The organism is Allobosea sp. FG18 (assembly GCF_057809495.1).
In genome coordinates this window covers 217,765-242,454 of sequence record NZ_JBMDKB010000006.1, presented here as the reverse complement: position 1 = coordinate 242,454, position 24,690 = coordinate 217,765, and the positions used below count along the sequence as shown (strand labels likewise).

At 66.4% G+C, this 24,690-nt stretch carries 24 protein-coding genes and 1 pseudogene; 18 read left to right on the top strand and 7 right to left on the bottom strand.

Annotation, left to right across the window (positions count from 1 at the left end):
• Positions 1–79: 79 nt before the first annotated feature.
• Positions 80–787: a TetR/AcrR family transcriptional regulator gene (locus ACODTJ_RS09515; protein WP_449254664.1), complete on the bottom strand. Its 708-nt coding sequence runs from the start codon at positions 785–787 to the stop codon at positions 80–82.
• 410 nt (positions 788–1,197) lie between these two features.
• Between ACODTJ_RS09515 and ACODTJ_RS09510 the strand changes: the two genes are divergently transcribed.
• Genes ACODTJ_RS09510 through ACODTJ_RS09470 form a run of 9 tightly spaced genes read left to right on the top strand, consistent with a single transcriptional unit; the run spans position 1,198 to position 10,048 of the window.
• Entirely contained in the window at positions 1,198–2,058 is an 861-nt protein-coding gene (locus tag ACODTJ_RS09510) for an FAD binding domain-containing protein (protein WP_454655297.1), read from the top strand.
• Complete coding sequence (locus ACODTJ_RS09505; protein ID WP_454655299.1) at positions 2,055–2,567, top strand: (2Fe-2S)-binding protein; 513 nt, start codon at positions 2,055–2,057, stop codon at positions 2,565–2,567. The genes ACODTJ_RS09510 and ACODTJ_RS09505 overlap by 4 nt, the downstream gene beginning before the upstream one ends.
• On the top strand, positions 2,564–4,939 hold the full coding sequence (locus tag ACODTJ_RS09500; protein ID WP_454655301.1) for a xanthine dehydrogenase family protein molybdopterin-binding subunit: 2,376 nt from the start codon (positions 2,564–2,566) through the stop codon (positions 4,937–4,939). The genes ACODTJ_RS09505 and ACODTJ_RS09500 overlap by 4 nt, the downstream gene beginning before the upstream one ends.
• Before the next feature lie 36 nt (positions 4,940–4,975).
• Positions 4,976–6,220 (top strand): ABC transporter substrate-binding protein, encoded by a 1,245-nt coding sequence (locus tag ACODTJ_RS09495; RefSeq protein WP_488848271.1) that lies wholly within the window; start codon positions 4,976–4,978, stop codon positions 6,218–6,220.
• Positions 6,221–6,254: 34 nt separating this feature from the next.
• Positions 6,255–7,127 carry a branched-chain amino acid ABC transporter permease gene (locus ACODTJ_RS09490; RefSeq protein ID WP_297255985.1) on the top strand — a complete coding sequence of 291 codons (873 nt, stop codon included), beginning with the start codon at positions 6,255–6,257 and terminating at the stop codon, positions 7,125–7,127.
• 10 nt (positions 7,128–7,137) lie between these two features.
• Complete coding sequence (locus ACODTJ_RS09485) at positions 7,138–8,136, top strand: branched-chain amino acid ABC transporter permease (protein ID WP_440141187.1); 999 nt, start codon at positions 7,138–7,140, stop codon at positions 8,134–8,136.
• Positions 8,133–8,888, top strand: coding sequence for an ABC transporter ATP-binding protein (locus ACODTJ_RS09480; RefSeq protein ID WP_440141186.1), 756 nt, complete (start codon positions 8,133–8,135; stop codon positions 8,886–8,888). The genes ACODTJ_RS09485 and ACODTJ_RS09480 overlap by 4 nt, the downstream gene beginning before the upstream one ends.
• The gene (locus ACODTJ_RS09475) at positions 8,881–9,585 is read left to right on the top strand and encodes an ABC transporter ATP-binding protein (RefSeq protein ID WP_449254665.1); all 705 of its coding nucleotides are present in this window, start codon (positions 8,881–8,883) and stop codon (positions 9,583–9,585) included. The genes ACODTJ_RS09480 and ACODTJ_RS09475 overlap by 8 nt, the downstream gene beginning before the upstream one ends.
• Positions 9,586–9,607: 22 nt before the next feature.
• The gene (locus ACODTJ_RS09470; RefSeq protein WP_298922527.1) at positions 9,608–10,048 is read left to right on the top strand and encodes an SRPBCC family protein; all 441 of its coding nucleotides are present in this window, start codon (positions 9,608–9,610) and stop codon (positions 10,046–10,048) included.
• A gap of 581 nt (positions 10,049–10,629) precedes the next feature.
• Here the strand turns inward: ACODTJ_RS09470 and nhaA are convergent.
• Complete coding sequence (nhaA, locus tag ACODTJ_RS09465) at positions 10,630–12,468, bottom strand: Na+/H+ antiporter NhaA (RefSeq protein ID WP_454655304.1); 1,839 nt, start codon at positions 12,466–12,468, stop codon at positions 10,630–10,632.
• 158 nt (positions 12,469–12,626) lie between these two features.
• Here nhaA and ACODTJ_RS09460 point away from each other — a divergent pair, with 158 nt between their 5' ends.
• Entirely contained in the window at positions 12,627–13,181 is a 555-nt protein-coding gene (locus ACODTJ_RS09460) for an NADPH-dependent FMN reductase (RefSeq protein WP_454655306.1), read from the top strand.
• Between the two features lie 11 nt (positions 13,182–13,192).
• Here ACODTJ_RS09460 and ACODTJ_RS09455 read toward each other — a convergent pair whose 3' ends face one another.
• Together ACODTJ_RS09455 and ACODTJ_RS09450 are read right to left on the bottom strand one after the other, a co-directional pair.
• On the bottom strand, positions 13,193–14,743 hold the full coding sequence (locus tag ACODTJ_RS09455) for a VOC family protein (RefSeq protein WP_454655308.1): 1,551 nt from the start codon (positions 14,741–14,743) through the stop codon (positions 13,193–13,195).
• Complete coding sequence (locus ACODTJ_RS09450; RefSeq protein ID WP_454655309.1) at positions 14,740–15,360, bottom strand: glutathione S-transferase family protein; 621 nt, start codon at positions 15,358–15,360, stop codon at positions 14,740–14,742. The genes ACODTJ_RS09455 and ACODTJ_RS09450 overlap by 4 nt, the downstream gene beginning before the upstream one ends.
• A 101-nt stretch (positions 15,361–15,461) precedes the next feature.
• Here ACODTJ_RS09450 and ACODTJ_RS09445 point away from each other — a divergent pair, with 101 nt between their 5' ends.
• The gene (locus tag ACODTJ_RS09445; protein ID WP_454655310.1) at positions 15,462–15,692 is read left to right on the top strand and encodes a hypothetical protein; all 231 of its coding nucleotides are present in this window, start codon (positions 15,462–15,464) and stop codon (positions 15,690–15,692) included.
• 48 nt (positions 15,693–15,740) lie between these two features.
• Here ACODTJ_RS09445 and ycaC read toward each other — a convergent pair whose 3' ends face one another.
• Positions 15,741–16,370, bottom strand: a complete 630-nt coding sequence (gene ycaC / locus ACODTJ_RS09440) for an isochorismate family cysteine hydrolase YcaC (RefSeq protein ID WP_454655312.1) — start codon at positions 16,368–16,370, stop codon at positions 15,741–15,743.
• A gap of 63 nt (positions 16,371–16,433) precedes the next feature.
• Positions 16,434–17,318, bottom strand: a complete 885-nt coding sequence (locus ACODTJ_RS09435; RefSeq protein WP_454655313.1) for a pirin family protein — start codon at positions 17,316–17,318, stop codon at positions 16,434–16,436.
• Between the two features lie 122 nt (positions 17,319–17,440).
• Between ACODTJ_RS09435 and ACODTJ_RS09430 the strand changes: the two genes are divergently transcribed.
• Positions 17,441–18,352: a LysR family transcriptional regulator gene (locus ACODTJ_RS09430; RefSeq protein ID WP_454658941.1), complete on the top strand. Its 912-nt coding sequence runs from the start codon at positions 17,441–17,443 to the stop codon at positions 18,350–18,352.
• A gap of 131 nt (positions 18,353–18,483) precedes the next feature.
• On the opposite strand, the pseudogene ACODTJ_RS09425 reads toward ACODTJ_RS09430, so the two are convergent.
• Positions 18,484–18,606, bottom strand: a pseudogene (locus ACODTJ_RS09425) (ring-cleaving dioxygenase); the annotation flags it as partial.
• A 187-nt stretch (positions 18,607–18,793) separates the two neighbouring features.
• Between ACODTJ_RS09425 and ACODTJ_RS09420 the strand changes: the two are divergent.
• The 6 genes from ACODTJ_RS09420 (at position 18,794) to ACODTJ_RS09395 (ending at position 24,525) form a co-directional block, all read left to right on the top strand.
• A complete protein-coding gene (locus ACODTJ_RS09420; RefSeq protein ID WP_454655314.1) occupies positions 18,794–19,717 on the top strand; it encodes a hypothetical protein in 924 nt (307 codons plus the stop codon).
• 29 nt (positions 19,718–19,746) lie between these two features.
• Entirely contained in the window at positions 19,747–21,024 is a 1,278-nt protein-coding gene (locus ACODTJ_RS09415) for an extracellular solute-binding protein (protein WP_454655315.1), read from the top strand.
• A gap of 109 nt (positions 21,025–21,133) precedes the next feature.
• The gene (locus ACODTJ_RS09410) at positions 21,134–22,066 is read left to right on the top strand and encodes a carbohydrate ABC transporter permease (protein WP_454655317.1); all 933 of its coding nucleotides are present in this window, start codon (positions 21,134–21,136) and stop codon (positions 22,064–22,066) included.
• Positions 22,066–22,920 carry a carbohydrate ABC transporter permease gene (locus ACODTJ_RS09405; RefSeq protein WP_454655319.1) on the top strand — a complete coding sequence of 285 codons (855 nt, stop codon included), beginning with the start codon at positions 22,066–22,068 and terminating at the stop codon, positions 22,918–22,920. Before ACODTJ_RS09410 ends, ACODTJ_RS09405 begins: the two co-directional genes overlap by 1 nt.
• Positions 22,917–23,600 (top strand): N-acetylmannosamine-6-phosphate 2-epimerase, encoded by a 684-nt coding sequence (locus ACODTJ_RS09400; protein WP_454655321.1) that lies wholly within the window; start codon positions 22,917–22,919, stop codon positions 23,598–23,600. The genes ACODTJ_RS09405 and ACODTJ_RS09400 overlap by 4 nt, the downstream gene beginning before the upstream one ends.
• Positions 23,587–24,525: an N-acetylglucosamine kinase gene (locus ACODTJ_RS09395; RefSeq protein WP_454655323.1), complete on the top strand. Its 939-nt coding sequence runs from the start codon at positions 23,587–23,589 to the stop codon at positions 24,523–24,525. The genes ACODTJ_RS09400 and ACODTJ_RS09395 overlap by 14 nt, the downstream gene beginning before the upstream one ends.
• Positions 24,526–24,690: the final 165 nt, after the last annotated feature.

Here is a 24,690-nt window from a genome sequence, read left to right as displayed (position 1 = left end):
ATATCGCTCGCCAGCGAACTCAGGACCTCGCCAAGGGCACCCCTAGGGAGCGCCATGCCGTCGAGGCTCTTTCCATAAGTCATTGTTTTTTATCCCTGATTTTCGGCGTCTTTGCCGGTTCGGGGAAATCCGTGCGTTTGGGTTTGGGGCGATTGTTCCCCGTCTGCCCTTCGAGGCGGCTGATCTCCGAGGCAATTTGGCGCGCTCCGACGAAGAAGCCGCGGACGGCGTCGGCGACGATTTCGTCGAGATCGTCGGGCGTGGGCGTCTGATAGACGTAACGGCGAATTGCAACGTAGAAAATGCGCCCGTGCAGGCCCCAAAACATTTCCGTCTCGCGCTCGGCCAGAGGCAGCTGGGCCACGTCCGGCAGACCGAGCTCGTGGCGCAGTTCGGCGCATGCGGGCTCGATCACCTCGCGCCTGACGATAGCAAGATACCTGCCTGTGATGTCGAAGGCGCGCAATCCGGAGAAGACGAAGATCCTGACCCAGTCATGATCGAAAACGCGCTCGACATACTCGAGATAGAACTGGGTCAACCGGTCCTCCAGAGCGCGTGAGCGGTCCGAGATCAGCGGCGCCCACGAGGGCTGCCAGCGGCTGAGATAGATATGCTCGTAGACGCGCTCGATCAGTGCTTCCTTGCTTGGGAAATGCCGGTAGATCGCCGAGTGGGTGATGCCCATGCGTTTGGCGAGCTCGCGCGTCTGGCCCTCGAAACCATGCTCGGCGAAGAAGCGGATCGCCTCGCTCAGGATCGCCTGCTCCCTGTCCGTCGCACGCATGTTGCGCCGCCGCGGCCGGGTCTCGCCAGCTCCGGATGTGGTCATGCGTGCTATCGCGCTCCAGTTTCGGACCGTGCCGCGCCGAATCGGTCGCCCGAATTTGCGACCGTCTGGTCATTTTGACCAGCCCGATTGCAGCCATCCCTGCGACGGGTGTCCGGCAAAACCACTGCCGGCCGCGTTTCCTGCTTTGCCAGTCCTGCCCGAGGTTTAGCTCTGCCCGGTCGGCGTCCGCTTCCCCGCCAAGGATCCCATTCGTTATATTTCATTGGATATAACGCTTTGGTCGCACAAGGGAATTTTGTAACCAGGTGGTCATTTTTGCTTGACGCCCTCCGGGGTGCGTGCATTCATTTTGAGACCAGATGGTTACAAATCTGGCCTGGAAACGCACAACGGAGTTCGGAGCCTTGAAAGCCCGAGCCTTCAGCTATTCTCGCCCCGCCACGATCGCGGAGGCGCTCACCGCCTTCGCCGAGACCGGTGGCGATGCCAGCTACATCGCGGGCGGCCAGAGCCTCGTGCCGGCGCTGGCCCTGCGCCTGCAGGCTCCCGAACGCCTGATCGACATCGCCCATATCCCCGAGCTGCGCGGCATCTCACTGGAGGATGGCAGTTTGCGGCTGGGCGCGTTGACCCGGCATGTCGAGGCGCATGACGATCCGCTGATCGCCAGATGCGCGCCGCTTCTGGCGCTCGCCGCCCCTCATGTCGCGCACCCGGCGATCCGCAACCGCGGCACGCTGGGCGGCAGCGTCGCCCTGGCGGATCCCGCCTCCGAATTCCCCGCGATGATGCTGGCCATGGATGCCGAAATGGAGATCGCCGGTCCGGAAGGCACGCGCCGCATTCCGGCGTCGGCGTTCTTCCAGGATCTCTATCAGACGGCGATCGAGCCCGGCGAATTGCTGGTCGCGTTCCATATTCCCGCCGCGCATCCGAAGCATCGCTGCGCCTTCGACGAGTTGGCGCGCCGGCGCGGCGACTATGCCATCGTCGGTTGCGGCGCGATGCTCGCCCTGGAAGGGGCCTTCGTCGGGGAAGCCCGCATCGCCTTCCTCTCGGTCGGCCCGGTTCCCGTGCGGGCCAGGGCAGCGGAAGCCATGCTCGCTGGAAGCGCGCTCGACGGCGAGGCCATCCGCCGGGCACAGGCGGCGCTCGCCGACGACCTCGATCCGCAGGATGACGAGCAGGTGCCGGCGGCGATGCGCCTGCATCTGGCGCGCGTCCTGCTCGGGCGTCTGCTCGGCCGGATCGCGGAGGCATCATGACAGCGGCCGTTCCCGTCACCCTCACGATCAATGGCGAGACGCTGACGCGGCTGGCCGAGCCGCGCGAGACGCTGGCCGATTTCCTGCGCCGCGATCTCGGCCTGACCGGCACCCATGCCGGCTGCGAGATGGGCGTCTGCGGCGCCTGCCTCGTCATGCTGGACGGCGCGCCGGTTCATGCCTGCCTGACCTTTGCGGTGCAGGCTGGCGGCGCCGCCGTCGAGACGGTGGAAGGATTGAGCGAAAGCGCCGCGATCGCCGACCTCCAGCGCGCCTTCCATGAGCGCAACGCCCTGCAATGCGGCTTCTGCACACCCGGCATGCTGGTCACTGCGCATGGGCTGTTGACGCGCAAGGCGATGCCGAGCCGGGAGGAGATCCGCGACGCCCTCTCCGGCAACTACTGCCGCTGCACCGGCTACGAGGCGATCGTCGATGCGATCGAGGCCGTCGCGCGCCGCCGCGCCGCAGGCGAGACCGCCGCCGCCTTCCTGGAGGAGCCGGCATGAACGCGCCGCTCGGCACCCTCGACCGTCCGAACTCCTATATCGGCCGCTCGGTCTCGCGCCCCAACGCCAAGCGCCTGCTGGCGGGACGGGGTCGCTACGTCACCGACCTCGTGCTGCCGCGCATGCTGCACGCCGCCTTCCTGCGCAGCCCCTATGCCCATGCCCGCATCGTCTCGATCGATGTCGCGCAGGCGCGCGCCATGCCCGGCGTGCGGCTCATCGCGACGGGGGCCGATCTGGCGAAGCTGTGCAAGCCCTGGAGCGGCACGCTCGATCACTTCAAGGGCATGAAATCGGCTCCGCAACTGCCCCTGCCGCTCGAGGAGGTGCTTTGGGCCGGCCAGGCGGTCGTGGCCGTGGTCGCCGATACGCGCGCCCAGGCGGAGGATGCGGCCGAAGCGATCGCGGTGGAGTTCGAGGAGCTGGCACCGGTGGTCGACGTGGACGCCGCGCGGGAGCCGGATGCCGACCGGGCCGCCGTCGCCGTCCCCGACAATCTGTGTTTCGGCAGCCGGCTCGATACCGGCGGCATCGACGAGATCTTCGCGGGCGCCGCCCATGTCGTCGAGGAAGAGTTCCATTTCGGCCGGCATACGGCGGTGACGCTGGAGCCGCGCGCGATCCTCGCCGACTGGGATGCGAGCGAGGGCAAGCTCACGGTCCATCACGCGACGCAGACGCCCTACCAGTTCCAGGACCTCTATTCGCGCCATTACGGTATCCCGGAAGCGAGCGTGCGCGTCGTGGCTCCCGATATCGGCGGCTCCTTCGGCATGAAGCTGCATGTCTATCACGAGGACATGGCGGTCGTGGGCCTGAGCATGCTCTGCGGGCGGCCGGTCAAGTTCGTGGCGGACCGGATCGAGTCCTTCGTTTCCGACATTCATGCCCGTGATCACCGCGTGCGCGCCCGCATGGCGCTGGATGCCGAAGGCACGATCCTGGCGATGGACGTCGACGACGTCACCGCGATCGGGCCGTTCTCGACCTATCCGCGTACCAGCGCGGTCGAGGGCAACCAGGTCATCCGGCTGATGGGCGCACCCTATCGGTTCGACAGCTACCGCGCCGAGCTTTCGGTCGTGTTCCAGAACAAGGTCCAGACCAGCCAGTATCGCGCCGTCGGCCACCCGATCGCCTGCGCCGTCACCGAGCGGCTTGTCGACATGGCTGCCGCCAAGGCCGGCTTCGACCCCGTCAGCCTGCGCGAAAGGAACCTGATCCCGGACGATGCCTATCCCTGCACCTCGCCGACCGGATACCAGTTCGAGGCGCTCTCGCACCGGAAGAGCCTCGCCAGGCTCAAGACGCTGATGGGCTACGACGCGCTGCGGGCCGAGCAGGCGGCCCTGCGCCAGCACGGTATCCATCGCGGCATCGGCATCGCGAGCTTCGTCGAGATCTCCAATCCGAGCCCGGCCTTTTACGGCATCGGCGGGGCGCGCATCTCGGCGCAGGACGGTGCCGTTCTGGCGGTGACGCCCTCGGGCGAGGTCCGTTGCCAGATCTCGGTGACCGAGCAGGGGCAGGGCACCGAGACCATCATCGGCCAGATCGTGGCCGACCAGCTCGGCATCGCGCGCGAACAGGTCCGCGTCATCACCGGCGATACCGAGAACACGCCCCATGGCGGGGCGACCTGGGCCTGCCGTGGTGCCGGGATCGGCGGCGAGACCGCGCTGCAGGCCGCCCGCAAGCTGCGCGACAACGTTCTGTCCCTGGCCGCGACGATCCTGCAGGCCCGGCCCGGCGATCTCGACATGCGCGATGGCGTCGTCGTCGACCGGTTGAGCGGCATGGAGCGCATCAGCCTCGCCGAGATCGCGCGCATCGCCTATTTCCGCTCCGACACGCTGCCCAAGGATGCGAGCGCTCAGCTCACCGTCGCGCATCATCACGCGCCGCAGGGCTATCCCTTCGCCTTCACCAACGGAGTGCAGGGCTGCCATGTCGAACTCGATGTCGAGACGGGCTTCGTGAATATCCTCAAGCATTGGGTCGTCGAGGATTGCGGACGCATCATCAACCCGCTGCTGGTCGATGAGCAGGTCCGTGGCGGCGTGGTGCAGGGGCTGGGCGCGGCCTTCTTCGAGGAATGCCGCTACGACGAGAACGGCCAGCTGACCAACGGCTCGCTGGCCGACTACCTCGTGCCGATGGCCTGCGAGATGCCCGACATCGTCATCGCCCATATCGAGACGCCGACGGCCGATACCGCGCTGGGCGCCAAGGGCTGCGGCGAAGCTGGCACCGCCGCGGCATCCGCCGCCGCGCTCAATGCCGTCAACGACGCGATGGCGCCTTTCGGCGCCAGCATCGCGCAGATTCCGATGACGCCGACACGCCTGCTGAGGGCGCTCGGAACGATCTGAACAACGACAAGAACAAGGACCGCGGAGGAGACGATCATGACAGATAAGAGCAAGGGCCTGCCTTCACTCACGCGCCGCGCCACGCTCGCGGGCCTCGCCGCCGGCGGCGCGACGCTCGCCATGCCGGGCATCCTGCGCGCGCAGGGGGAAACCATCCGCATCGGCTTCCCGACGCCGCTGACCGGCCCCTTCGCCGCCGAGGCCAAGGATCAGGTCAAGAGCGCAGAGCTCGCGGTCAAGCTGATCAACGACAAGGGCGGCATCGCCGGCCGCAAGGTCGAGCTGCTCGTGCGCGACGACAAGCTCAATGCGGGCGAGGCGGCGACGCGCACGCTGGAACTGATCGAGAAGGACAAGGTCCACGCCATCGTCGGCGCGCTTTCCAGCGCCGTCCAGCTCGCGGTCAACGAGGTTACGCGGGCGCGGGGCATCATCTACGTTTCGATCAGCCAGTCGGACACCATCAACGAGATCAAGGATTTCAGCCGCTTCACCTTCCACGAGGCGCTGAACCCGCACATGACGACTGCGGCGGTGGCCAAGCACACCTTCAAAAAGGACTCCAAGGTCGCTTATCTCGTCGCCGATTATGCCTATGGCCACGAGATGCTGAGGGGCTTCAAGCGGGCGCAGCAGGCCATCGGCGCGACCAGCGTCGGCGAGATTCTGCACCCCTTCGGCGCGGCCGACTATTCGACCTTCATGCCGCGGCTGCGCTCGATGCGCCCCGACATCCTCTGCATCTGCAATTTCGGCCGCGACCAGGCGAATTCGGTCAAGCAGGCGGTCGATTTCGGCATGAACCGCCAGTCGAAGATCGTGGTGCCCGTGCTGCTGCACAATCAGCGGCTCGCCATCGGCCCCGAGGCCTTCGAGGGCGTGATCGGCGGCGCCAATTACTATTGGGGCCTGGAGGATACGATTCCGACGGCGAAGAGCTTCAACGACGCCTTCAAGGCCGCCAATGGCGGCGCCTACCCGACCGATTACGGCGCCTATGGCTTCAGCGGCGTCTATTCGCTGCTGCTCGCCATGGAGAAGGCGGGTGGGACCGACACCGACAAGGTGATCGCGGCGCTCGAGGTGCTGAAATACGACATCGCCAAGGGCCCGCAGCACTATCGCAAATGCGACCATCAGTCGGTGCAGTCGGTGCTGGTGCTCGAGTCGAAGAAGAAGGCCGAGATGAAGAACGAGGCCGACCTCTTCAAGGTGCTCGCCACGGAGCCCGCCTCGGAAACCATTCTGCGCAGCTGCTCGGAACTGGGCTTCCCGGCCTGAGCATCGCCGACACACGCGTCATGGAGGGTCCGTGATGGACGCCGAACTCATCGCGATGCAGCTCTTCTCGGGCGTTGCGCTCGGGGCGATCCTGATCATGGTCGCGCTCGGCCTGTCGATCATCTTCGGCATGCTGGGCGTGGTGAATTTCGCCCATGGCGCGTTGTTCATGATCGGGGCCTATGCCGGGCTCTGGGTCGCGTCGCTGACCGGCAGCTTCTGGTGGGGGCTGCTGATCGCCCCCATCGCCATCGGCGCCTTCGGGATGCTGATCGAGCGTTTCCTGATCCGCCCGCTCTACAAGCGATCGATCGACGACCCGCTGCTGCTGACCTTCGGGCTCGGCTATGTGCTGGTCGAGGCCGTCCGGATCGTGTTCGGCAGTGACGGAATCCCATTCCAGACGCCGCCGGAACTGGCCGGGGTCGCCGATCTCGGCATCGGCTTCTTCCCGATCTACCGGCTCTTCGTCGTCGCGGTCGTCGCCGTCATCCTCGTGCTGCTCTGGCTCGGGCTGGAGAAGACGAAGTTCGGGCTGATCGTGCGCGCGGGCGCCAAGGACCCGCAGATTATGCGCGTGCTCGGCGTCGATATCTCGAAGGTATGGCTTCTGGTCTTCGGGCTCGGCATCGGATTGACCGCGCTGGGCGGCGTGCTCGCCGCGCCGATGCGCAACGTCAATCCGGAGATGGGCTCGCTCGTTTTGGCGGAGGCGTTCGTCGTCACGGTCATCGGCGGCATGGGCTCGCTCGTCGGGGCCGTGGTCGCGGGGCTGCTCGTCGGCGTCGCGATCAGCATGACGGCCCTGTTCGCCCCGGAGATGGCGACGATCGTGATGTTCGCGCTGATGGCGCTCGTGCTGCTGGTGAGGCCGCATGGCCTATTCGGCAAGCCTGTGCGCGGCTGAGGAGATGACGATGACCGCTTCCGACTCCTCCGTCGCCGCCGTTATGGCCGGCCCGGCTGGTCACAGGGGCTGGCGCGCAAGGCTGGCGGCCTGGCGCGTTCCTCTCTCGGTCCTGATCTTGTGCCTGCTGCCCTGGGTGCTTCCTTCCCAGGCGCTCGCCGTGAACGTGCTGATCTACGGGCTCGTCGCGGTCGGCTACAATCTGCTGTTCGGCTATACTGGGCTGCTCTCCTTCGGCCATGCCGCCTTCTTCGGGACCGGCGCCTATGTCACGGGGATTGTGATCGGCAAGTTCGGCCTGCCCTGGTACGCGGCCGTCGCGCTGGGTGTCATCGCCGGCAGTGCGCTCGCCTTCGTCATCGGCCTGCTCTCGATCCGGACCCGCGGCATCTATTTCTCGATGGTGACGCTGGCCCTGTCGCAGCTCGTCTACTATGTCGCGCTGCAGGCCTCCTCATTGACCGGTGGCGAGAACGGCCTGCGCGGCTTCACCGTCGCCAAGATCGACCTCTTCGGCTGGACGGTCGACTTCCTCGATCCGCTGAAGAAGTACTACGTGCTCATGGTCTTCGCGGCGGCGGCCCTGTGGCTGGTCTCCCGCATTCTGAACTCGCCCTTCGGGGCGGTGATCGAGGCGATCCGTGAGAACGAGACCCGGGCGCGCGCCTGCGGCTACGATGTCGAGCGCAGCAAGCTGATCGCCTTCACCCTGTCCGGGTTGATCTGTGCGCTGGCCGGGACGCTCTCGGCCCTGCATCTGGCGATCGTGCCGCTGGACATCCTGCACTACCAGACCTCCGGAATGATCGTGATGATGACCCTGCTCGGCGGCGCTGGCAGCTTCTTCGGCCCCTTCGTCGGCGCGCTCGCCTTCCTGCTGATGGAGGACGTGGTCTCGCTCTGGACCTCGCACTGGCAGATCGTCGTCGGCAGCGTCTTCATCCTGTTCGTGCTGTTCCTGCCGAAGGGCATCTGGGGCACGGCGCTCGCCTGGAGGGCAGGTCGATGAGCGTTCCCCTGCTCGCGGTCGAGAATATCGGCCGGCGCTTCGGCGGCTTCGTCGCGCTGGAGGGCGTCACCGCGTCCTTCGAGCCGAACAAGGTCACGGCGATCATCGGGCCGAACGGGGCTGGCAAGAGCACCTTCTTCAACGTGCTCTCCGGCGTGCTGGCACCCTCGAGCGGCTCGATCCGTTTCAAAGGCAGCGACATCACTGGAACGCCGCAGCACCGCTTCGCGCATCTGGGGATCGCGCGCTCCTACCAGATCACCAACATTTTCCCGGAGCTCTCCGTCCACGAGAACGTGCGCGTGGCCGCCCAGGCCTTCCGCTCGCGCTACGACATCTGGCGGAACCGGGCCGCGATGACCGAACTCGACGACAAGGCCGATGCCGCGCTGGCCGCCGTCGGGCTGACCTCGCGGCGTGGCACGACGGCGAAGTTCCTCGCCCATGGCCAGCAGCGGGCGCTGGAGATCGCGATAGCGCTGGTCGCCGATCCCGAGCTGCTGCTGCTGGACGAGCCGACCGCCGGCATGGGGCCGGAGGAGACCAAGGACATGGTGGCCCTGCTGGAGCGGCTCGCTGCCGGGCGCACGATCCTGCTGGTCGAGCACAAGATGAAGATGATCCTCGGCCTTTCCGACCGCATCCTCGTGCTGCATCACGGCCGCCTGATCGCCGATGGCAGCCCGCAGCACATCCAGACGGACCCCGAGGTCCGCCGCGTCTATCTGGGGCAGAACCATGGCTATGCTTGAGGTCGACGGCCTGAACGCGTGGTACGGCGCGAGTCATGTCCTGCACGGCATTTCGCTGACGGTCGAGGCGGGCGAGATCGTCGCCCTCGTCGGCCGCAACGGCGCCGGCAAGACTTCGACGATCCGGTCGGTGATGGGGTTGATGCCGCGCACTGCCGGCTCGGTGCGCTTCGCCGGTGCCGAATTGCTGCCGCTGCCGGCCCATGCGCGCTTCCGGCTTGGCCTTGCCTATGTGCCCGAGGAGCGGCGGATCGTGCCCGGCCTCACCGTCCGGGAGAACCTGCAGCTCGGCCTCGTCGCGACGGACGGTTCCATCGATGAGCGTCGGGCGATCGACGAGATCGCCGAGAGCTTTCCGCGCCTCAAGGAGCGCCTCGATCAACAGGGCATCACCATGTCCGGCGGCGAGCAGCAGATGCTTGCCATCGCGCGGGCCATGATCGCGAAGCCGAGGATGATCCTGCTCGACGAGCCCTCCGAGGGCATCATGCCCGTGCTGGTCGAGGAGATGGGCGTGCTGTTCCGGCGCCTGCGCGATCAGGGCGTCACGCTGCTCCTGGTCGAGCAGAACGTCGAATGGGCGCTGAAGCTCGCCGACCGCGCCGTGATCATCGATCAGGGTGAGGTCGTCCACCGCAGCACGGCTGCCGCGCTGCTGGCCGACAAGGCCATTCAAGAACGCTACTGCGCCGTCTGACGGGCGCGCTCCGGAGGTAATCATGGACATCACCGGCGAGCATCGCATCGCGGCCCCGCGCGAGAAGGTATGGGCGGCCTTGTTCGACGTCGAGACGCTGAAGGCCTGCATTCCCGGCTGCAAGGAGCTGGAGCAGACCTCGCCGACCAGCTTCGCCGCAAAGGTGCAGCTCAAGGTCGGCCCCGTCTCGGCGACCTTTGCCGGCACGGTCGAGCTACAGGACATCGACGCGCCGAATGGCTGCCGCATCGCCGGCCAGGGCAATGGCGGCATTGCCGGCTTCGCCAAGGGCGGATCGCAGGTCACGCTGGTCGAGGAGGGCGGAGAGACGGTGCTCAGCTACGATGCCAAGGCCGAGATCGGCGGCAAGCTCGCCGCGCTCGGCGGCCGCCTCGTGCAGGCCACCTCGCGCAAACTTGCCGATCAGTTCTTCTCCGCCTTCACAGCTCGGCTGAAGGTGTAGCGGGCAATCTGGCACCCGCCTCGCGAGGAGAAGTTTCGAGGCGGCACTAGGCGAGGCAGGTTCGGAGGAGCCGCTCCGTAAATTATATCGCTATCTCAAATGCATAAGTGTTCGCAGTTTTATCCTGAATGGCGCGCCATTCGCCGCCTGAGCCCTTGAAGGGCTTTAGCTTGCAAAAAATCAACGGTTCACTTGACGCGGGCTGTCATACATTTTGGCAGGCATGAACAGAGAAATCGTGCCCTGAGCGTCGTACCTGAAAGCTGGCGGCGACACTTCAATACCGTGCGCCTGCATGGCCCGCTCGGATGCCAGCCTCCCGCCCCGGAAGTCCTCATCCCCGCCATGGCCGCGCAGAGGCCGACAAGCCACTAACAATCAAACCGGACCCCTCCACGGGGGCGGATCAGCCCCCCCCGGGGAAATCCGCGGCCTGCGCCCGATTGCATCGGCCCGCCGCGCAGGACCGCACCGAACAGCGAGGCTATGGCTAATCCCGCAAGTCCTGCCTCCGGCCGCAGAAGGGATGTGATCAGTTCATCGAGCTCCTTGCGCATCCGTTGCGTGCTGAGCGCCGTCACCTACTGATTGGCATCGAGCTGCGGTGCGGCTCTCCAGAGCATCGCCGCTCCCAGCAGGGCGGCGCCGATCGAGGCGGCAAAGACCGCGATCTTGGCGGCGGCGAAGTCGCCGGGGTCGGCAAAGGCTTGTCCGGCGATGAAGAGCGACATGGTGAAGCCGATGCCGGCGAGCGCGCTCGCGCCGGCGAGTTGCAGCCAGGAATACTCTGCCGGCTTGATCGCAATGCCGAGACGGACCGCCAGAGCCGTGGCGCCGAGCATGCCGAGCGGCTTGCCGAGCACCAGCCCGGCCACGATCGCGAGCAGCAGCATGCCTCGTCCTTCGAGGACACCGGGTGCGATGACGACGCCGGCATTGGCGAGGGCGAAGAGTGGCAGCACCAGATAGCTTGAGCGGGCGCCGGCATGACGCAGCAGGCGGTCAGCCGGTGATTCCAGGCGATCGTGGATCGCGTCGAGCGCGTGCAGTGCCGAGGTCGAGGGCCCATTCCGCAGGACCTCGGCGCCATGGGCCGCTTCCGCCAGCATGATCGAGTTGGCCTGGGCGGTGAGTGCGCCGAGATTGGCCGGTGGACGCGTCGGGATGAACAGCGCCAGCACGACGCCAGCCAGCGTCGCATGCAAGCCCCCGGCATAGACGCAGACCCATAGTGCGATGCCGATCAGCGCATAGGGACCGACGCGATAGATATGGGAGCGATTGAGGGCTGCAAGCCCGCCGGTCAGGACCAGCGCGGCCAGCAGATAGCCAAGCTGAAGCTTGCTCGAATAGAACAGCGCCACCACGATGATCGCGCCGATATCGTCGACGATGGCGGCGGCGGTGAGGAAGATGCGCAGCTCGATCGGCACCCGCGAGCCCATCATCACGATGATGGCGATGGCGAAAGCGGTGTCGGTCGCCATCGGCACGCCCCAGCCATGGGACCAGGGGCCGCCGGGGAGGACGAATATGTAGAGCGCCGCCGGCACCACCATGCCGCCGATCGCGCCTGCAATTGGCAGCGCCGCCGAGCGCCGGCCGGCCAGGTGGCCGACGGTGAACTCGCGCTTGATCTCCAGTCCGACCACCAGGAAGAAGATCGTCAACAGGCCGTCATTGACCCAGTGCTGTAGCGACATCCCGAAGCGGGCATCGCCGAAGGACAGCGCCAGCTCGCGATGCCAGAACGCGTCGAAGCCAGGCCCTAGCGGGGAATTAGTCAGTGCGATGGCGAGGATCGTTGCAAGCAGGAGCAGGATACCGGCTGAAGGGCCCCAACTGGCGAAATCGAGGGCGGCGGCCCGGAAGCGGTGGCCCAGCGTTCCCAGCATCGCATCGAGGAAGGAACTCTCGTCCCAGGGGCCGTCATAGCGCCGCTCATTGATGAAGAAGGTCGGCGTGAAGCGCACGCCGCTGGCATGGGAGCTGGCGATGTCGGCCTCGACACGCGCGGAGGCCCGCTCCGCCGCTTCGGCGCTGTGTGCGGGGTCGAGATCGGCGAGGCCGAGATCGCGGGCGACCGCCTCGAGATCCTCCTCGGTCAGCACCTGCGAGCGCGTCATCAGCTTGACATGGGCATCCCAGAATTGCTCCGCGGTCACTGCGCGCTCGACGAGGGCCGCGGCGCGCAACGCGATGTCGCTGCCGGTCAAGGGCCGATGGCGGAAGACGTAGCGCAGGCGCTCACCGAGCTGGTCGCGGACTTCGACGATGCGTTCATTGGCTGCGCGGCAATAGGGGCAGGCATAGCTGCCATATTCGACCAGCGTGATCTGCGCGCGTTCGGGGCCAAGGGTGTGATCGATCGTGTCATCGACCGAGCGGTCGAGGCGGTTGGCAATCGCAGCCTCGGACATCCCTGGGATCCTTTTCTTCGATGGCAGCCGCGTACCGTTCTCGTGCGGCCTTCCGGGCAAATCGATCCTGCCCATGGTAGCCACAGCCGGGGAGATGCGTCAGCATCGGTTTTGGCGCGCCGCTTATCGGTCGGGCTGTCGGGCGCGAAGGAGCGGTTATGACACGTCTTCTTGGAATTTCGGGCAGCCTGCGGAAGGCGTCGTTCAACTCCGGCCTGCTGCGGGCTGCGACTGAGCTGGCTCCGGATGGCGTGGCGTTACTGGCGGGCAGCATTACGGGAATCCCGCTCTACAATGGCGATGACGAACGAGAACAGGGAATACTGCCGGCGGTGCAGGCGCTGAAGCAGCAGCTTGCCGAGGCGGATGGCCTGCTGCTGTTCACGCCCGAGTACAACAATTCGCTGCCGGGCGTGTTCAAGAACGCGATCGACTGGCTGACGCGGCCGGCTTCCGACATCGGGCCGCTGTTTGGCGGCAAGCCGGTCGCAGTGCTCGGCGCTTCTCCCGGTGGCTTCGGCACGATCCTGGCGCAGGATGCGTGGTTGCCGGTGCTACGTACCCTCGGAACCCGGCCATGGTTCGAGGGGCGCTTGATGGTGTCGCGGGCGCAGAGCGTCTTCGATGCCGAGGGCAATCTGACGGATGAGACCACCCGCCAGCGCCTCGCCCAGTTCATCGCCGGTTTCGCTGCCTTTACTGCCGGGGGCTGAGAAGCCGCCCGTCAGGGCGAGTGGCGCGAGAGCCAGTTCGCAGCCAGATCGCGGTCCTGCTCGGTGAGCGCGTGCCCGGCCGGGATGACCTGCGCCTCGACATCCGCGCCGGCTTGGCGCAACGCGGTTTCGAGGGGCACGGCCAGATCGCGATAGGGGTCTTCGGCGCCAACCAGCAGCAGCAGTGAGACGCCGGTGAGCGCCGCCGCCGGTGGCGCTTCCAGCACCGCTGCCGGACGCAGGAGCATAGCGCGCTGCACAAGCTCGGGATGAAGTTGCAGGGCTGCCGCGAGCAGGTTGGCGCCATTCGAATAGCCGAGGAAGACGGTGCGCTCCGGTGCGAGGCCATAGGCTGTCCGCGCCTCCTCCATGAAGGCTGCGAGAGCTCCGGCCTCGAAGCGGATATCGTCCTGGTCGAAGGCACGTTCGGAGCGGCGCCGGAACCAGCGCGCCGTGCCTTCCTCCGTACTGCGACCGCGCAGACCGAGCAGCGTGGCCCGAGGGGCGACGCGGTGAGCGAGCGGCATCAGATCGGTTTCGTTGCCGCCGCTGCCGTGAAGCAGCACGATCACGCTGCCGTCGGCGTCGGCTGGCTGGTGGAAGCGATGCACGAAGGGCAGGTCGCGATAGATCACCCGCTCATCGCCGGGAAGGGCGAATTGCGGCAGGACGACCCGGATGTCGTCGGCTTCGCCCTGTGCATCGGGCGGGACGAAGAGCTGCGTGCCCAACGTTTCGACAGGCTCGTCGACGGTGAAGCCGGGGCCGTCCGTGGCGAATTCGATCAAGGTGCCGCCCGGTTCTCGCACATAGAGCGAGATGAAGTACTGCCGGTCGTGCAAGGCCGTCGCGCTGGAATTGAGCTTCGAGAGCTCGCGCTCGATGCCTGACAGCCGGGCGGCGTCGGGAGCCCGGACCGCGACATGGTCGGCGGTGCCTGTGCCGGGAATACCGGGCCAGAAGCCGCCGGCATCACGGATGTCGAGGCAGTCGCCGGCTTCCGAACGCAGGCGCTCGACGCCGCCTTCGCGGGCTTGACGGGCAAAGCCCGCATGGGTGGCCAGGAAGTGCACGGTCTCTTCCTGCGTCGCCGAGAGCAGCGTCACCCCACGCAGGCGATGGATTCGGTGCTCCGGCGGGATACCGTCGGAGGTCCAGCCTTCGCCGGACAAGGGAGTAGCGACCAGTTTCACGATGAAGCCGTCGGGGTCGCGCAGGCGCAGGACGGTTTCGCCGAACTCCTGTTGCGGTCCCTCCGCGGCCATGCCGAAGCGCAAGGCGCGCTCCAGCCAGAAGCCGATCGCCGTGGGAGCGACGGCGAAGGCGATCTCGCTGACCTGGCCGTGGCCGGCGCGCCCGGGCGAACCGTCTTCCCAGATCAGGAAGGTGACGAGCGAACCGGGCGAGCCTTGCGCGTCGCCGTAGAAGAGATGGAGCTGGCGGGCGTCCTCGTAGCCGCCCGTGCGCTTGACCAGGCGCAGGCCGAGGAGGCCGACATAGAAGTCGACATTCGTCTGCACCTTGCGGGTGATCAGGGTGACGTGATGCAGGCCGCTGGTCACGACAGGCCTTCCTCCGCCAGCGCCTTGCGGACATCTGCATCCGCCGCAAGCCGGTCATGCAGGCCCGCGACGCGCGGAGCATCGCGCAGGCCTTCCGGCAATTTGGCGATGGCCCAGCGCAACATGGGGAAGGCATAGGCGTCGATGATGCTGCGCCGCTCGCCGAGAATGAAGGCGCGATCCGCCAGATGTGCGTCGAGCAGGGCGAGACGCTTGCGCACCAGATTGCGGCCGGCTTCCCGGGTTGCTTCCAGCGCGGCGGGATCGGTCGCGGTGGTGTACCGGTCGGGCATGAAGAGCGGGTAGAAGGAAGGATGCAGGTCGCCGGTAAAGAAGGACGACCAGCGGTCGAGCTCGGCCTGGCCTTCGAGCGTGTCCTCGCCGCCGAGCCGGGCCTGAGGATAGCGACGCGCCAGGAAGTGCAGGATCGCGCCGGCCTGAGTCAGCGTCCAGCCATCCGCGCGCTGCAGGACAGGGACCGAGCCCGCGGGATTGACGGCGAGCAGCTCGGCCGACTGATACCTGACCCGCTTGGCTTCATAGGGCTCGCCGATCCATTCAAGGACGACATGCGGAGCCAGCGAGCAGGCGCCGGGAGCGTAGAAGAGCGTGAACATCGGGTCTCCAGGCGGGAGGCGACGAGGTGCCGGCGTAAGGTGCCGAGCCGGCAGAATAGCCAATCTAGCTATACACTGCAGACGTTGGCCACAGCCTGGCCTTGAGGCAAGGCCTGAAGGTCGATGCGAAGTTCTTCGACGATCACCGTATGGACCATGACGAGCAGGACATCCGGGTTCGCCAGGCTGCTCCCGGTCTCGAATTCGCGATCCATCTCGATGACCGGATCCTGGATCTCGTTTCCGGCGATTATGATCTCGCCGTGCGGATCGGACGCTGGCCGTTGAAATTCGCGGGGGCCGTCATGGCAGGTTTCCTGGTGTTTGATTGAAGGGGAGGGTGGAGCGCAGAGATGTTCGCGCTGCGCTCCACCCAAGGCTCAGGCCTTCTTCGCCGAGACGGTGGCGTAGCTGGTGATCAGATTGCGGTAGTCGGGGATGTGGTTCGAGAAGAGTGCACCCAATCCCTCGACATCGTTGCGCCAGTCGCGGTGCAGTTCGCAGGCGACGCCGAACCAGGTCATCAACTGCGCTCCGGCATTCGACATCCGCTGCCAGGCGGAGTGACGGGTGATTTCGTTGAAGGTGCCGGAGGCATCGGTGACGACGAAGACCTCGAAGCCTGCCTCGATCGCGGCCAGCGCCGGGAAGGCGACGCAGACCTCGGTGACGACGCCGGCGATGATGAGCTGCTTGCGCCCGGTCGCCGTCACGGCCTTGACGAAGTCCTCGTTGTCCCAGGCGTTGATCTGGCCGGGGCGCGGGATGAAGGGCGCGTCCGGGAAGGTCTGCTTGAGTTCGGGCACGAGCGGGCCGTTCGGGCCATCCTCGAAGCTGGTCGTCAGGATCGTCGGCAGCTTGAAGTATTTGGCAAGGTCGGCCAGCGCCAGGACGTTGTTCTTGAATTTGTCGGGGTCGATGTCGCGCACCAGCGACAGCAGGCCGGTCTGGTGGTCGACGAGCAGGACGGCGGCCTTGTCCTTGTCGAGGCGGGTATAGGGCTTGGTCATATGTCTTCCTCCATGGGATGAGATGTCCGGCATCGCGGCGGCGGACGGCGCCGGTGCCGGCTCTCAGGCCGGAATCGTGCTCGTGGGAATCGTGCCGAAGCGGCCGCTCTGGAAATCGGCCATGGCCTGGCGGATCTCCTCGCGGGTGTTCATGACGAAGGGGCCGTGCATCGCGACCGGTTCGTCGATTGGCTCGCCGCTGAGGACCAGCAGCGTCGCGTCGGTCTCGGCCTCGATCGTCACGCCGCCGCCTTCGCGATCAAGCAGGGCGAACTGGGCCTCGCGAGCCTTGTCGGCGCCGTTGATCAGGACATGGCCGCGCAGCACGACGATGCCGAGCATGCTGCCCCCGGGCAGCGTAAGGGCGGTCGTGCCGCCGCGGTTCAGGCGGATGTCCCAGATGTCGATCGGGGTGAAGGTCCGGGCCGGGCCGGCATGGCCTTCGTAATCGCCGGCGATGACCCGCAGCGTGCCGGCGTCATCGGGGAGTGCGACGGTCGGGATGTCCTTGTCGAGCAGAGTCTGGTAGCCGGCCGGCGCGTTCTTGTCCTTCGCCGGCAGGTTGACCCAGAGCTGCACCATCTCGAGCGTGCCGCCCGTGCGGGTGAAGGTTTCCGAGTGAAACTCCTCGTGCAGGATGCCCGAGGCGGCCGTCATCCACTGCACGTCGCCCGGGCCGATGACGCCGCCGCCGCCTGAAGAGTCGTGATGGGCGACCTCGCCCTGGTAGACGATGGTGACGGTCTCGAAGCCGCGATGGGGGTGCGTTCCGACGCCGCGGGGACGTTCCGCTGGCGAAAATTCAGCCGGCCCGGCGTAGTCGAGCAGCAGGAACGGGCTGATCGACGCGGCCCCCAATGCTGCGGGCGAAACGATCGAGCGCACCGGGAAGCCGTCGCCGACCCAATCGGTGCCGGCGCTTCCGAAGATTCCGCGAACCTTCCTCATGGCCTGTCTCCTCATGAGCGCCCCAATGGCGCCGTGTTGGTGAGGAGATTATGGTCGGGACGAAACAGGCAGTAGGCGTCAGTTTCGCGACGCACTGTCCTGAGGATGAGACAATGACGGCCATGCGGGACCTCAACGATCTGTATTTCTTTGCCCAGATCGTGGAGCATCAGGGCTTCGCGGCCGCCGCCCGCGTCCTCGGTATGCCGCGTTCGCGGCTGAGCCGACGGCTGGCGCTGCTCGAGGAGAGGCTGGGCGTGCGGCTGGTGCAGCGCTCGACCCGGCGCTTCGCCGTGACCGAGATCGGCCATGAATACTACCGCCACTGCGTGGCGATGCTGGTCGAGGCCGATGCGGCGCAGGAGGCGATCGATCGTACTCGCGCCGTGCCCCAGGGGGTCGTGCGTGTGGCCTGTCCTTCGGCGGTGCTCTATTTCCAGGTCGGTGCGATGATCGCCCGCTTCCTTGCTGCTTGCCCGAAGGTCGAGGTGCAACTGGAGAGCACAAACCGACGCGTCGACGTGATCCGCGAAGGCTTCGACATTGCGATCAGGGTGCGCTTTCCGCCGCTGGATGAGAGCGAACTCGTGATGAAGGTGCTGGCTGAAAGCGCGCAGCGGCTCGTCGCAGCGCCACGCGTATTGGAAGGGTGCACCCGTCCGCTGGCTCCGGCCGATGTCGGCGCGTTGCCGAGCCTGTCATGGGGAGGCCCGCACCAGAGCCACGAGTGGCGGCTCAAGGGGCCGGGCGATGCCGAAGCCGCCATTCGCCATCAGCCCCGTTTCGTCACGGAGGACATGGTCGCGCTGCGCCATGCCGCGCTGGAGGGAATCGGCGTCGTCCAGATGCCGACCATGGTGGTCAGCGACGACATCAGGGCCGGGCGGCTCGTGGAGGTCCTGCCGGACTGGACACCGCGGGCCGGCATCATCCACGCCGTATTCCCGTCGCGCCGAGGATTGCTGCCCTCGGTGCGCGCGTTGCTCGACTTTCTGGCTGCCGATTATGCGCGTCTCGATCAGGAGATGAGATAGCGGCGACAACCGGCAAGGCCGGCGAGCGTGATCGCTGGTGCTCACGCGCACGCGGGCTGGACAAAGCTCGCTGGCGCGCTGGGCAAGCGGCTTGAGATTGGCTTCGATCTACGCATGCCGTCCCACGAGGAAGGGGGCAGCGCCAGTCGCTCGCTGGGCGTCTCCGGCGGCTCATCGGCCGCGAAGCCCGGACCGTCGGTGGCGATCTCGAACAGATTGACGCCGGGCTCGCGAAAGTGGAGCGCGCGGAAATGGCCTGCCCCTTGAAAAGTAGTCCTCCGTGAAGTCGGCTTGTGGCGCTTCTTCGGCATCTCGGTCAGCACCAGATTCCGACTTGTGTCGGTGAAACTGGTTCTATATTGGTCTATATAGTGATCGCGGCTCATGTCAGCCACGGCAATGGGAGCGTCCGGAACGGTGCAAGGCGACGGGTTCGTTTCAGTGTCGATCGACCGCTCCGCGCCGGGTGCCGGTGAAGCCGGGCAGGGTTGGCGCGTGATCTCGCAGGCCAGCGAGAAGGGCAGCGCCGCCCATAACGAAGACATCTCCGGCGCCGCCGGCTCCTGCGCCTGGATCGTCGACGGCTCGGCGTTCTTCTCCGGCGCTGCCCGGACCACCGAAGAATCGGAAGGGGCCTGGCTCGTCCGGCGGATCGATGCGGTTCTGCGGGCGAATCCGCCTGAAGACCTGTCCTTCGCGGCCTGGGCTGCAGGACTCGAGCGGCAGCTTCAGCAGGATTATGCGGCATTGGGTGAAGGGCATCCAGAGCGCGGGGCGGGCGAGGGGCCTTCAGCCGTGCTCGGCCTCATCCGCCTGCGGCGCCACGGGGATGCCTGCCGCATCGAGGGTGCGGTGATCGGCGACGTTTCGATCCTGATCCAGGATGGCGACCGGATCGAACACTGGACCGACCCGTCGAGCAACCCGTTCGAGGCCCGGACCATCGCGGCGGCGACCGCGGACGGACACCGCCCCGGCGAGGTGATTTCCTCGGCGGCTTTGGCGCAGATCCTGCGCAACCGGCGCTCGCTCAACCGGCAGGGCGGCTACTGGGCGATCAACCCCGGATTGGGCTGGCAGGCGGGGTTGCGCCTGTTCTCGGCCGAGATCTCACCGGGGGCGATCGTGCTGCTCGCGTCCGACGGCTTCATGCGTCTCGTCGATGTCATCGCGCATCACGACGAGGCCGGGCTGATGGATGCCGTCGCGCGCGTCGGCACGGCAGGCGCCATTGCCGAGCTGCGCCGGCTCGAAAGCGCGGACCCGAAGGCGGAGCGTTACAGGCGCGTCAAGATCCATGACGATGCCACCGCGCTGCTGGTGACGCCGGGACTACGCGACAACCATATCGAAAAACCGTCATAAGACGACGAGAACAACCAGGGAGAGTGACAATGTTGGCCGGAATCCAGAGCAAATCCATCGTCAGGCGGACATTTGGAAAGTTGGCGCTGACGCTGTTCGCCGCCGCGACCGCCTTCGCAGCGCCGGTACAGGCGCAGGCGGAAGACATCACGGTGTGGAGCTGGCGTCAGGAGGACAAGGCGGCCTATGCCAAGCTGATCGCCGCCTTCCGCAAACACCACCCCGACATCAACGTGAAGTTCGAAGCCTTCGAGGCGGCGAACTACAATACCGTCCTTTCCACCGCCCTGGCTGGCGGCACCGGCCCGGATGTCGTGCAGGTGCGCGCCTATGGCACGCTCGGCGTCGGCAAGCCCGACTACCTCGTGCCGCTTGACAAGACGATGGTGCCGGAATTCGCGAACTTCCCGGCTTCGGCGATCGCGGCCGAAACGATGCGGGCCGACGGCAAGCTCTATGCCGTGCCGCTGGCATCGCAGACCATGCTGATCATCTACAACAAGGAATTGTTCGAGAAGGCCGGTGTGAAGCCGCCGAACACCTGGGACGAGCTCGTCGGCGTCTCCAAGACGCTGAAGGAGAAGGGCATCAATCCCTTCGGCAACGGCACGGCGACGGCCTGGCAGAACGAGACCATCGTCGGTGCGCTGCTGTCCTCGCAGATCGGCGCGCAGTTCGAGCAGGACGTGCTGGCCGGCAAGGCCGATTTCACCGATGCCCGCTTCGTCGGCGCGCTGACCAAGCTCAACGAGATCAAGGATTACTTCGCGCCGAACTTCTCGGGCGTCGATTATGCGGCCTCGCAGCAGCTCTTCGCTGCCGGCCGGGCCGCGATGTTTGCCGGCGGCTCCTTCGAGATCGCCAATTTCCTGCGCCAGAACCCCAAGCTGCAGCTCGGCCTCTTCCCCTCGCCCGTGGCCAAGGCCGGCGATCCGCGGCTGGTCGCGCTCTACTATGACGGCGGCTATGCCATCAACGCGGCGTCCAAGAAGCGCGAAGCGGCCCTGAAGTTCCTGCGCTTTGTCGGCACGCCGGAATTCGGCACAATGTTCTCCAACGAGCTGCAAAACATCTCGCCGATCAAGGGCGTCGCCTTCGAGAACCCGCTGCTCAAGGAGGTCGCGACGCTGAACCAGAGCGCGATGTCCTACATCATGCTGGTCAATTTCCGCTATCAGGAGCCGACCGGCTCGGTGCTGCTGCAATCGGGCGTGCAGAAGATGCTCGCCGGCAAGGCGACGCCGGCCGAGATCGGCGCCGAAATCACCAAGGGCATCGCGACCTACTACGCGCCCTTCAAGAAGTAAGCGCGACAGCGGCGGCGCTCGCCTGACACTCACGGCCGCCCGCGGCCGTGAGTGCTGGCTCCGTGCAGCCGCCGCTCGCCTCCCCGGCGCATCCCGAGGACCGAAGTCGATGCAGACGGATTACCGAAACCGCGAGAAGCGCCGGCGCGCGGCCTGGATCGCCTTCCTTATCCTGCCGCCGCTCGCGATCATGCTCACCTTCGTGGTCTGGCCGCTGCTATCGGCCTTGAGCGCGGCCTTCTATCGCTGGGACGGCATGGCGCAGGGCGAGTTCGTCGGCCTGAAGAACTTCGCCGACGTGCTGTTCGGCGATCATTTCGCGGCGCTGACCTGGCGCGCCTTCCGCCACAACCTCTTCGTCTTCTTCGCGCTGTTCGTGGTGCAGAACAGCGTCGGCTTCCTGCTCGCCTGGTTCATCTATCGCGAGCCTTTCGGCTTCCGCTTCCACCGCATCGCGATCTTCATGCCGGTGATCCTGTCGACCGTGCTGGTCGGCTTCCTGTGGAAGCTGTTCCTCGACCCGAATTTCGGGCTGGTGAACCAGCTGCTCGAGATGATCGGGCTGGGCCAACTGCGCCAGCCCTGGCTCGGCCAGGAGACGACGGCGCTGCCGGCGCTGGTGCTGGCCAATGCCTGGCACTGGATCGGCTTTCCGGCGCTGGTCTATCTCGCCGGCATGCAGCGCATCCCGCGCGAGATCCTCGAGGCCGCCAAGCTCGACGGCTGCAATGGCTGGCAGATGCTGACCCGCGTGGTCTGGCCGCTGGTGACGCCCTCGACCACGATCACGCTGACGCTGCTCTTCATCGGCGCCTTCAACTGGTTCGAGCTGCCCTACATCATGGCGGGGCTTGACGGCTCGCCCTATGGCTCGACCGACGTGCTCGGCCTGTATTTCTACCGCACCGCCTTCGGCAACCAGACCGCCGGCCTGCAGGATTTCGGGCATGGCAATGCGCTGGCCGTGCTGATGTTCATGTTCATCGCGGTTGTCGCCACGGTCATCACCCAGTATCTGCGCCGGCGGGAGGTCGCGCTGTGATGTTCCGTGCCGCCAGCAACGACCCGCTCTTTCCGCGCAGCAGCGCCGGCAGCCTGATCGCGGCCGCGCTCCTGATCGGCAATTCCGTGCTGATGCTTTACCCGATCGTCATCATGGTCTTCTCGGCCTTCAAGACGACGCCCGAGATCTTCGATGCGCCCTTCGCGGTGCCGGATTTCGCCTATGTCGAAAATTTCAAGCGCATCTGGGGCGAGACCAGCCTGCCCAGCTATTTCGTCAACTCGGTCATCATCACCGGGACATCGATCCTGCTGACGCTGCTCTTCGGCACCATGGGGGCCTACGGCCTGGCGCGCTACAGCTTCCCCGGCAATTCGGCGATCTTCATGTTCTTCCTGGCCGGGCTGATGCTGCCGCTGAAGCTCGCGGTGATCCCGCTCTTCCTGCAGATGCGCGATTTCGGACTGCTCGATACCCGCCTCGGCCTGATCCTGATCTACACGGCGATGGGCCTGCCCTCGACGATCTTCATCATGACCGGCTTCCTGCGCACGCTGCCGGTCGAGTTGGAAGAGGCCGCGCGCATCGACGGCGCCTCAGAGCCGCGCATCATGCTCTCGATCATGCTGCCGCTCTCGATCCCGCCAATGGTGATCGCCGCGATCCAGAACGCGGTCCCGACCTGGAACGACTTCTTCTTCCCGCTGGTCTTCATCCAGACCGATGCCCGCAAGACCCTGCCGCAGGGCCTCTCGGTCTTCATGGGCGAGTACACCACCGACTGGGGCATGCTCTTCGCCGGCCTCACCATCGCGGCACTGCCGCTGACGATCGTCTACATCCTGATGTCCCGCCAGTTCATCCGCGGCATGACCGCCGGTGCGGTGAAGTGACGACCCAGCCCCTGATCCCACCTCGCAGCCTCGCCGTCTCCTGCCAGGCGCGGGCCGACAATCCCTTGCACGGCCCCGCCTTTATGGCGGCGATGGCGCTGGCGGCGGAGCAAGGTGGGGCGCTGGCCCTGCGCGCCAACGGCCCGGCCGACATCGCCGCCATCCGTGCTGTCAGCCGCCTGCCGATCATCGGCATCCTCAAGCGCTGGGACGACCGCTTCCCGGTCTACATCACCCCGGATTTCGCCAGTGCCGAAGCGATTGCCGCGGCCGGCGCCGACATCATCGCGCTCGACGCGACCGCGAGGCCGCGTGACGGTGAACCGCTGGAGCGGCTGATCGGGCGTATCCGCAACGAGCTGGGCAAGCCGATCTTCGCGGATTGCGCGACGCTGGAGGATGGCGTGCGGGCCGCGGCGCTCGGCGCGAGCTACATTGCGACGACGCTCTCCGGCTATACGCCCGAGACGGAAGCACGGAAGGCGCTCGGCCCCGATATCGCACTGATCGAGGCTCTGGCCAGGGCGGTTTCCGTCCCGATCGTCGCCGAAGGACGCTTCGAACAACCGGAGCAGCTGGAGACTGCCTTCGCGGCGGGCGCGCATTCTGTCGTCGTCGGCACGGCGATCACCAACCCCCGCGAGATCACCCGCCGCTTTGCCCGCCATGCCGGCGCCTGACGCCAGCCTCGGCCTCGGCATCGAGACGGGCGGCACCGGCTCGCGCTGGTGCCTGTCCGCTCCCTCGGGCATGATTCTGGCGCGCGGCGAGATGGAACCGATGACTGGTCATGTCTTTACGCAGACCGAACGCGACAGGGTCTCAGGCATTTTCGCGCGATTGGCGAGCGAAGTGGACAACATCGGCCATCCGGCGGCGATCGTCGCCGGCGTCACCGGCCTTGGGCCGGAGAGCGTCGTCAGGGCCGTCTTTTCCACCATGCTGGGGTCGGCCTTCGGCTGCTCCGAAGCGAAAATCCTAGTCGTCGACGACATGTGGTTGGGCTATCGCGCCCGCTTCCAACCGGGCGAAGGCATCATCGTCTATTCCGGCACGGGCTCGATCGGCTACCACCTCAGCGCCGATGGAGATATCATCCGCGCCGGCGGCCGCGGCATACTGCTCGACGATGGTGGTTCTGCTGCCTGGATCGCGGCAGAGGCCTTGCGCCGGTTGCTGCGTCGCGAGGACGAAGCCCCCGGCTCCGGCTGGGACAGCGCGCTCGGCCGTTCATTGGCGCAGGCACTGGGCGAGCCCTCCTGGGACGCCGTGCGCACCCATGTCTATGGCGGTGATCGCGGAAGCCTCGGCCTGTTGGCACGCGCCGTCGCTGTGGCGGCGGAGATGGGCGATGGCGTGGCTGCCGAGATATTCACGCAAGCCGGCGGGGAATTGGCAAGGCTCGCACTCGCGTTGAAGATGCGCGTCGGGGCTAAACCGGTCGCTCTCTGCGGCCGCGCCGCGACGCTCTCACCGCTGATCGCTCAGCGCTTCCGGGCGCTCGTGACGCTGCCGGTCACATTGGATGCGACGCAAGTCGATGTGCCCGGCTGCGCGGCAGGTCTGGCTTGCGAGCTTTCTCGACCGGGTGAGAAGGGGATCTAGGTAACGCTGACAGGTGATCACAGCTGTTTAGAAGCCCCTTATTGTCATTCCGGGGCTTCGCGCAGCGAAGAACCCGGAACCCACGACTGGGCGAGCCATCGAGAGCCGGGCATTGAATGTCTCACCAGCCGTGGGTTCCGGGTTCGCGCCTGCGGCGCGCCCCGG

What these genes read in the sequence shown, in the direction of transcription:
- ACODTJ_RS09515 (WP_449254664.1), bottom strand. Translation starts at nt 787, where the DNA reads ATGCGTGCGACGGACAGGGAGCAGGCGATCCTGAGCGAGGCGATCCGC.
- ACODTJ_RS09505 (WP_454655299.1), top strand. Translation starts at nt 2,055, where the DNA reads ATGACAGCGGCCGTTCCCGTCACCCTCACGATCAATGGCGAGACGCTG.
- ACODTJ_RS09500 (WP_454655301.1), top strand. Translation starts at nt 2,564, where the DNA reads ATGAACGCGCCGCTCGGCACCCTCGACCGTCCGAACTCCTATATCGGC.
- ACODTJ_RS09495 (WP_488848271.1), top strand. Translation starts at nt 4,976, where the DNA reads ATGACAGATAAGAGCAAGGGCCTGCCTTCACTCACGCGCCGCGCCACG.
- ACODTJ_RS09490 (WP_297255985.1), top strand. Translation starts at nt 6,255, where the DNA reads ATGGACGCCGAACTCATCGCGATGCAGCTCTTCTCGGGCGTTGCGCTC.
- ACODTJ_RS09485 (WP_440141187.1), top strand. Translation starts at nt 7,138, where the DNA reads ATGACCGCTTCCGACTCCTCCGTCGCCGCCGTTATGGCCGGCCCGGCT.
- ACODTJ_RS09480 (WP_440141186.1), top strand. Translation starts at nt 8,133, where the DNA reads ATGAGCGTTCCCCTGCTCGCGGTCGAGAATATCGGCCGGCGCTTCGGC.
- ACODTJ_RS09475 (WP_449254665.1), top strand. Translation starts at nt 8,881, where the DNA reads ATGCTTGAGGTCGACGGCCTGAACGCGTGGTACGGCGCGAGTCATGTC.
- ACODTJ_RS09470 (WP_298922527.1), top strand. Translation starts at nt 9,608, where the DNA reads ATGGACATCACCGGCGAGCATCGCATCGCGGCCCCGCGCGAGAAGGTA.
- nhaA (WP_454655304.1), bottom strand. Translation starts at nt 12,468, where the DNA reads ATGTCCGAGGCTGCGATTGCCAACCGCCTCGACCGCTCGGTCGATGAC.
- ACODTJ_RS09460 (WP_454655306.1), top strand. Translation starts at nt 12,627, where the DNA reads ATGACACGTCTTCTTGGAATTTCGGGCAGCCTGCGGAAGGCGTCGTTC.
- ACODTJ_RS09450 (WP_454655309.1), bottom strand. Translation starts at nt 15,360, where the DNA reads ATGTTCACGCTCTTCTACGCTCCCGGCGCCTGCTCGCTGGCTCCGCAT.
- ycaC (WP_454655312.1), bottom strand. Translation starts at nt 16,370, where the DNA reads ATGACCAAGCCCTATACCCGCCTCGACAAGGACAAGGCCGCCGTCCTG.
- ACODTJ_RS09435 (WP_454655313.1), bottom strand. Translation starts at nt 17,318, where the DNA reads ATGAGGAAGGTTCGCGGAATCTTCGGAAGCGCCGGCACCGATTGGGTC.
- ACODTJ_RS09430 (WP_454658941.1), top strand. Translation starts at nt 17,441, where the DNA reads ATGCGGGACCTCAACGATCTGTATTTCTTTGCCCAGATCGTGGAGCAT.
- ACODTJ_RS09415 (WP_454655315.1), top strand. Translation starts at nt 19,747, where the DNA reads ATGTTGGCCGGAATCCAGAGCAAATCCATCGTCAGGCGGACATTTGGA.
- ACODTJ_RS09410 (WP_454655317.1), top strand. Translation starts at nt 21,134, where the DNA reads ATGCAGACGGATTACCGAAACCGCGAGAAGCGCCGGCGCGCGGCCTGG.
- ACODTJ_RS09405 (WP_454655319.1), top strand. Translation starts at nt 22,066, where the DNA reads ATGTTCCGTGCCGCCAGCAACGACCCGCTCTTTCCGCGCAGCAGCGCC.
- ACODTJ_RS09395 (WP_454655323.1), top strand. Translation starts at nt 23,587, where the DNA reads ATGCCGGCGCCTGACGCCAGCCTCGGCCTCGGCATCGAGACGGGCGGC.